Raw genomic sequence first — 7525 nt, 5'->3', positions numbered from 1 at the left:
CCAGTGGTTGCAGATGTTTTTCCTGATGTATTAGAGGATTGTAATTTACATGTATTAGCTCCATTATCTAAAGGAAATACATATTATGAAAAAACGGGTAAAGGTGGGGAAAGCTATCTTCCGGGAACAGTAATTTTTAGGGATCAAATTATTTATGTGTATGCTGAGTCTGAGGATGGATTGTGTACAGACGAGAGTAGTTATTCGGTTAAATATAACGAGTGTCCTATACAGAAAGGTATTTCTCCAAATGGCGATGGACTTAATGATTTCTTTGACTTGTCGAGTCATGGAGTAGATGATTTGAAAATCTTTAATCGTTATGGTTCTGAGGTATATTCATATGGTTTTGGTTACACAAATCAGTGGGCTGGACAGGATAAGAGTGGGAATAAACTTCCAGATGGTACGTACTATTATGTGGTGATATCGAAAGGTAAAACCAGAACTGGATGGGTACAAATCAATAAATAATGTATTAGTAATTAAGAAGCATAGTAAAAAAGCTACCCTTTTGGGTAGCTTTTTGTTTTTGTTGACATTTTTTTTGGATTTTGATACTGTCTGTTGAAATAAGCTAAATGACAAAGCTTCCTGATTTTGAAGTTTTATAATTGTTTTTAATTCAAATTTCATGGTTTTATTGCATTTAATTCTCTGTTTTATAGATGTTTTGCGATTTTTTGTTGTGAATTAAAATATTTTGCCATTTTATATAGTCATAAAAAGTAGTTAATATTTTTGATTATATTTGATAAAATTCAACCAACAAAACTATAAAAATGAAACTAAAATTAACAACTATTTTTTTAGCACTTACCATGCTTTGCGGCTATTGGTTATTTGCTCATCAAAAGTTACAAACGTTTTCCTTCGGTGATTTCATATCTGAAATAATTAGCCCATCTAAGGATGCTTTTAATGAAACTTTGGATGCTTCCTTGGCTCTTGCCACGGGCGAAATTTTTAACGATGATTTCGAAACTCCGCAGACTTGGAGCTTAATTAATTCTGATGTAAACAAATGGTATGTCGGAACTGCTGTTCCAAATGGTGGTAGTAAATCGTTGTATATTTCGGATGATAACGGAGTTACAAATAATTATAGTGAATCTGTATTAGATGAAGATGTGAGCCTAGCCATTAGCCCTGCTTTTTCAGTTCCTGTAGGAGCTAAGGATTATATTGTAAGTTTCGATTGGAGAAGTAAAGGAGAGGGAAGTGATTGGTCTGTAAGTGATGCATTAAGCGTATGGCTCATTCCCGAAACATTCTCACCTCCTAAGGGACTTAGAATAAATAGTGGCTCTGGGGGTCTTTTGTTAAACTCTGATATGTTTGACCAATCTACGTTTAAAAAGGAATTTATTAAAGTAGATTTGAGCAAGTTTGCTGGAACTAAAATGAAGATTGTTTTTCAATGGGCTAGCAATATGTGGACTCAGAATCAAACTCCAGCAGCAATTGATAATGTATCTATATATAAGGAAACTTGTTTGGAACCAAAAGGACTTGCTGTCAAAGATATTGAGTTGGATGAAGCGACTGTTAATTGGACAGCTCCAAATAGTTCTATTACAGATTTTGAATTGTTTATTGGCAAAGACCAGAAGTATCCTACGGGAACCACTGGTGTTATTCCTGCAAAAGGTGTAACTACTTATACTTTTCTAAACTTGGATGCTAGTACTTACTATTATGTTTGGTATCGTTCCGTATGTTCTACCTCAGATAAAAGTTATTGGGAAGGACCAGTCAAATTCATGACCAAGTGTGGTGTGTTTCCTACTCCATTTTACGAGACTTTTGACACAAACTCTTTGAATATTGAGTGCTGGACACTTGTACAGAATAATCCTTCTGACACAGATTCTTTTGAGCTATCTACCAATTACCGTATGGAGGGTGATAGGGGGTTAATGTTTCAATGTTATTCTGGTAATATATCACATGATAGTTATGCTATAACTCCTGCTTTTGATTTTAATGGGGGCTTGTATAAACTAACATATTATTATAAAACATCACCTTCTGGTAATAACGAATTTGAGGTCTTATTGTCGAAGAATGGGATTGATGTGAAAGAATTTACAACGACTTTGGTAGCTAAAAAAATATATCAAAAATCGGAGTATGTACAAGAAACAGTTTTTATAAATGGTATCACGGGAGTAGTTAATATAGCTTGGCATATAAACTCAGTAGGTTCTTCTACATTTCATATTGATAATGTGAGTCTTGAAAGTGTAGGGTGTACGGAGCCGTTGAGAGTATCAGTAACTGATATAGCAACAGACAGTGCTAAGTTTTTATGGGATGATGATATTGCAACGGAATGGGAATACTTAATTATAGATTCTTCTATCGGAGCACCAACTACTAGTGGAACAAAAGTTTCTAAAACGGAAGTTGTTGGATTGAAAGATGTTTCTGGAAATAATCTTTTACCTGATACAGAATATGGATTCTTTGTACGCTCTAAGTGTTTAGATGGAACATTTGGTGACTGGATAGGACCATTAATTTTTAAAACAGCCTGTTTACCTAAAGTGGTACCTTACAAAGAAGGATTTAATACGATTGAAAGTGATCTTGATTGTTGGACAATTATTGATACAAATATAGATGGTACTCCTTATGGAGATATCTGGAAACAATCTGAATGGACTGTTTATGAAGGAGATAGATGTATGTACTATTCTGGTTCGTCTCCTGTCAATGACGATTGGTTAATTTCTCCAGGATTTAATTTAACTGGAGGATTGTATGCGGTTACTTTTTATTATCAAATAGATCAAAATACAACGGCAAATGTAGAAGTGAAGCTTTCCACAAGTGGAATTGACCCTTCAGCATTTACTCAAACAATAGGAACCACATTAGTTTATAAGGGAGCTTTTTATACCAAGAAAGTGGTATATGTAGATGGCGTAACAGGTGTTGCTAATATTGGTTTTCACGTAACAGGAACTAGTGGACAATTACAAATAGATAAATTTAGTATTGAAAAAGTTACTTGTCGTGCTCCAGAAGATATTGTAACAACTAAGATTGGTACAACAAGTGTCGATATATCATGGGTAGATCCAACAAATACAAGTTGGGAGTATTATGTCATGCCTGATGACGGATTGACAACACCTCCTTTAGGAACTGGTACTCTTGCTAAGAGTAATAATCCTACACTTACCAATACAAATAGTCCAAGTGCTCCGTTAAAACCAAATACGGAATATAAAGTATATGTTCGTTCAAGCTGTGGCGAAGGTAAAACGAGTGAATGGGTAGGGCCAATAGTATTTAGAACCGAATGTGAGATTATGCCGATTCCATATCAGGAAGGGTTTAATTCAAATACGGATACGCAGTATTGTTGGAAGATTGTAGATGGAAACAATGATGCACCATGGTATGGTGGGTTCGGAGAATGGTTTACAACGGATCAACAAGCTTACGAAGGTGATAAATCTATGTATTTTACTAATTTTGATTCAACGAATGACGACTGGTTGATGTCTCCTCTTTTTAAGTTTGAAAAGAACAAGATTTATCGCGTCACTTTTATGCATCGTACAGAACCAGGCATTAAGTCTGAATTTGGAGTTAGATTGTCAAAGACTGGTAGGGATAAAGAAAAATTCACTCAGATTTTATTGCCCAATACTGTTTTTGAAAATGTTCCATGGAAAAAGCATAAATTCTTGCTTAGTGGAATTGAGGGTGAAGTGAGTATTGCTTTTTATGTTACAGATTTCAATGAGTGGGGTTCAGGTACTTATATCGATGATTTTAGAATTGAAGAGGTTACGACTTGTACAGAACCACTTACCCAAGGTGCTGAAAACATTACGGGAACATCAGCAGATATCTTTTGGGATAATGATTTTGGAACTACCAATTGGGAGTATTTTGTAAGAAAGAAAGCTTTCTTGATAGCTCCTCCTTTAAAAGACGGTACTGCGACATCTAAGAATAAAGTAAATGTTACTAAAGATAATTTTGGTGCTAATTTAGAAGGAAACACATGGTATGAATTTTATGTTCGCACTAAATGTGGTGACGGTTCAAAAACCGAATGGACAGGACCTTATTATTTCAGAACTGGATGTACCTATTCTACGCTACCTTTTTGGGAAGGGTTTAATGGGAATGATAATTCACTTCCTTGTTGGTCTATGGTAAATGGTAATACGGGGGCTAGTCTTTGGAAACAAAGTACTTCTAATTTATATGAGGGTTCTCATTCTATTAGCTATGTTCAATCTGGTGCAGCTGATTCTAACGATTGGTTTATATCGCCCTTGTTTAAGAACTTAGATGCTACTAAGACGTATCGAGTTAAGTTTAATTATAAAGGTACAGGTAGTGGGAACAATGAGATGGAAGTTTTAGCTTCTACTAAAGGGACTTCTTTAGCCGATTTTACGCAAACGATTGCTCCTAAAATGAGCTATAAGTCTGCTACTTTCAAAGATGGAATTTATTTCTTTACGGGGATTTCTGGAGATATGCATTTAGCTTTTCGCGTTAGTGGTATTGGCGCTAAGAATATAACCATCGATAACTTGTTTATAGATGAAGTTACGACTTGTGGTCAGCCACTTAATTTAGGAGCTAAGGATATTCTAGGTACCAGTGTGAACTTAATGTGGGATGATGCTTTTGGTGCTACAGCATGGCAATACATGATTCAGGAAACCAAACAGATAGCTCCTACAGATAAGGATGCTGGAATACCAACAACATCCAAAGATTTTGTTGCAGATAAGGATATCAATGGTAAAGCACTTGTATCAAACACGGATTATGTGTATTATGTTCGTACCGATTGTGGAAATGGTACATTTAGTGAATGGAGTGGACCCTTTGCATTTGTTACGGCTTGTGATATTTACACGGTTCCTTTTACAGCTGGATTTAACAGTGATTCAAAACAAATTCGTTGTTGGTCAATAAAAAATGGAGCTGGTAGTACTACGAAATGGACTGCAAATACTACATGGCCGTTTGAAGGTGATGGATTGATGCAATTCAACCAGACCTCTGCAACAGCACAAGCGGATGGGTATTTAATTTCACCTACTATTGCTTTTGCAAGCAGCACTAATTATGTGTTGAAATATCGCTATAAAACAAATCCTAAAACCCTGAATGAGTTTGAAGTGTTACTTTCAACAACAGGAGCTGATATATCTAATTTCACGACGACTTTGTTGAGTAAAAAGGCATATACAAATGCGAACTATTTAGAAGAGGTTATTTATATATCAGGTGTTTCTGGAAATGTAAACATTGCATGGCATACTATGACAAAAGGTGCTATGACTATAGGACTTGATTACGTTACGATTGAAAGAGCGACTTCTTGTCCAGAACCGAGTAATGTAACAGTAACAGACTATACAACCAATACGATTGATGTTGAGTGGACGCAAAGCGGAGGAATTACTTCGTGGGAAGTTTATGTAGTGGAATATGGTACACCAATTCCAACAGGAACAAGTGGTGTAGTAGTTACAGGGACTCCTAAGTACAAAGCAACTGGACTTACGAGTGGTAAATCGTATCACATCTATGTTCGCGCGAAGTGTCCAGGTGGAACGGATATGAGTAACTGGTCTACACCAGCAAACGGACCGACGAAAGTTACTACAAATGGTGGATGTGCAGGTGCTATTACAATTCCGGTTAATTCAGGAGCAGATTGTGTTAGAAAACTTGGCGTTTCGAGTGTGGGAGCACCTGAAATTTCTACCCCTGCAAAACCTAACCCATTTCCAAATTGTATGGATTTTCAACATGAAACGGAATTGTGGTTTGAATTTACAGCGACTTCATCCTCTCATTTATTGTCTTTCGACAATATTATAAATGTTGATAAATTAGAGTCACCATCTATTGCTTATCAGGTTTTCTCAGGCAATTGTTCTAATATTTTCACCTCTTTTGTGGATTGTTACCAATTTGATAGCTCATATGGAAATCCGTCTAAGGATGACACGGCTTCTACTATTAGCGGTTTAATACCTGGTAATAAATATTATGTTAGAATTGGCTTACCAAAAGGAAATTTCTTGTTTACTATGTGTATTTCTACTAGTGAGTATAACTATGTAACGGTAAGTAAAAATGGCGATAAATACACGACTGAGGAATTGGTGAAAGAGGTATTGATTCAATCGGATTGTGATTTAGTAAGTAATGTTGTTTATAAAACAGGACCAAATTTAGGAGGAAAGTCTTTGGGTTATTTTAATAAAAATGGTTCCACCTTCCCATTTGAAGAAGGAATTGTTTTAGCAACACATGATATAGCAACTACCCCTGGTCCTTATTATGATTATGGTGATGCTGGTGGACCTGCAGGAGTAAGAGGAATGATACCAGCTTGGGAGGGCGATGAAGATTTAAACAATGTAATAGCAAGTGTTGGAGGTGATGTTTGGGCAGGTACTAAGTCTGTTTCTACCTTAGAGTTCGATTTCGTTCCAATCAAGGATACTATTAGGTTTGACTATTTATTAGCATCTGAGAGTTATTTACATACCTGTACTGTTGTTTGTTGGGGTGGAGGAGCTCTTTTCACAGCTTGGCTCTCTGAAATTGAAACAGGACAAGGACAAAACCTTGCATTGGTTCCTGGTACAAATCAACCTATATCTCTTTCAACGGTTCGTGATACCGATATTTCTGGAGCCGATTGTAATAATGTTAATCCAGAATATTTTGGAAAATATTACGGAAATGGGCATGATGATCCTATTACAGCTCCGATTAACTATATCGGGATGACTATTCCAATGAGTTCTGAACCCACAGCTGTGAAGCCAGGAGTTAAGTATCGCATTAAATTTGCGATGGTAGATTATTGTAATACGAATCACGTTTCAGCTGTATTTTTCAATGCGAGAAGTTTTGATTTAGGTGGTTTGGATCTTGGAGCAGATTTATTAATAAAAGACAATACAGCTATTTGCGACTCACAATCGAAAACAATTGATTCTGGATTATCTCCAAACAATGTTAAGATTAGTTGGTATAAAGATGACGAACTTATAGTTGGGGAAGACAAACCAAGTTTAGAGGTTAGCGAATCAGGTGTATACAAAGCAGTAGGTTTTTACGAAGAAGTAAAATGTGAGATTTCAGGAAGCATTGTAGTAGAAATGTTCCCTCCATTATCGGATAAAATAAAGTCACCAGCTGCGTTGATTTTGTGTAGTCATTCATTGGAGGAGCAATACGTTAATTTGACTGATGTTGAGATAGGTATGTTTAAAGGTTTGGACAAAACAAACTATGAGATTAGCTATCACAATACGGAACAAGATGCTAATGATGCACTAAATGCTATAGAAACTACTGATCATTATTTAATTGAGTCTTCTGCTTCAACGATTAAGAAGTTTATACGCGTGGTTGATTTAACGACGGGTTGTTATGGTGTTTTCGAGATGAGTATTCGTTTTGAAGTAGGACAAGTTCCTACAAAACCAAATGATGTAGATGTTTGTTCTCAATATAC

Annotated in this window: 2 protein-coding genes; both read left to right on the top strand. The window is 36.0% G+C overall.

All coding sequences use genetic code 11. The features are described 5' to 3' along the window. Positions 1–474 (top strand): T9SS type B sorting domain-containing protein (locus BM024_RS13535; RefSeq protein ID WP_143077789.1); only part of this gene is annotated, 474 nt, incomplete at its 5' end. 308 nt (positions 475–782) lie between these two features. Further along, positions 783–7525 (top strand): choice-of-anchor J domain-containing protein (locus tag BM024_RS13530; RefSeq protein ID WP_090681511.1); only part of this gene is annotated, 6743 nt, incomplete at its 3' end.

This window comes from Myroides guanonis (genome assembly GCF_900114085.1).
Lineage (GTDB): Bacteria > Bacteroidota > Bacteroidia > Flavobacteriales > Flavobacteriaceae > Flavobacterium > Flavobacterium guanonis.
The sequence above is the reverse complement of the archived record's forward strand: the minus strand, read 5'-3'. Positions and strand labels throughout refer to the sequence as shown.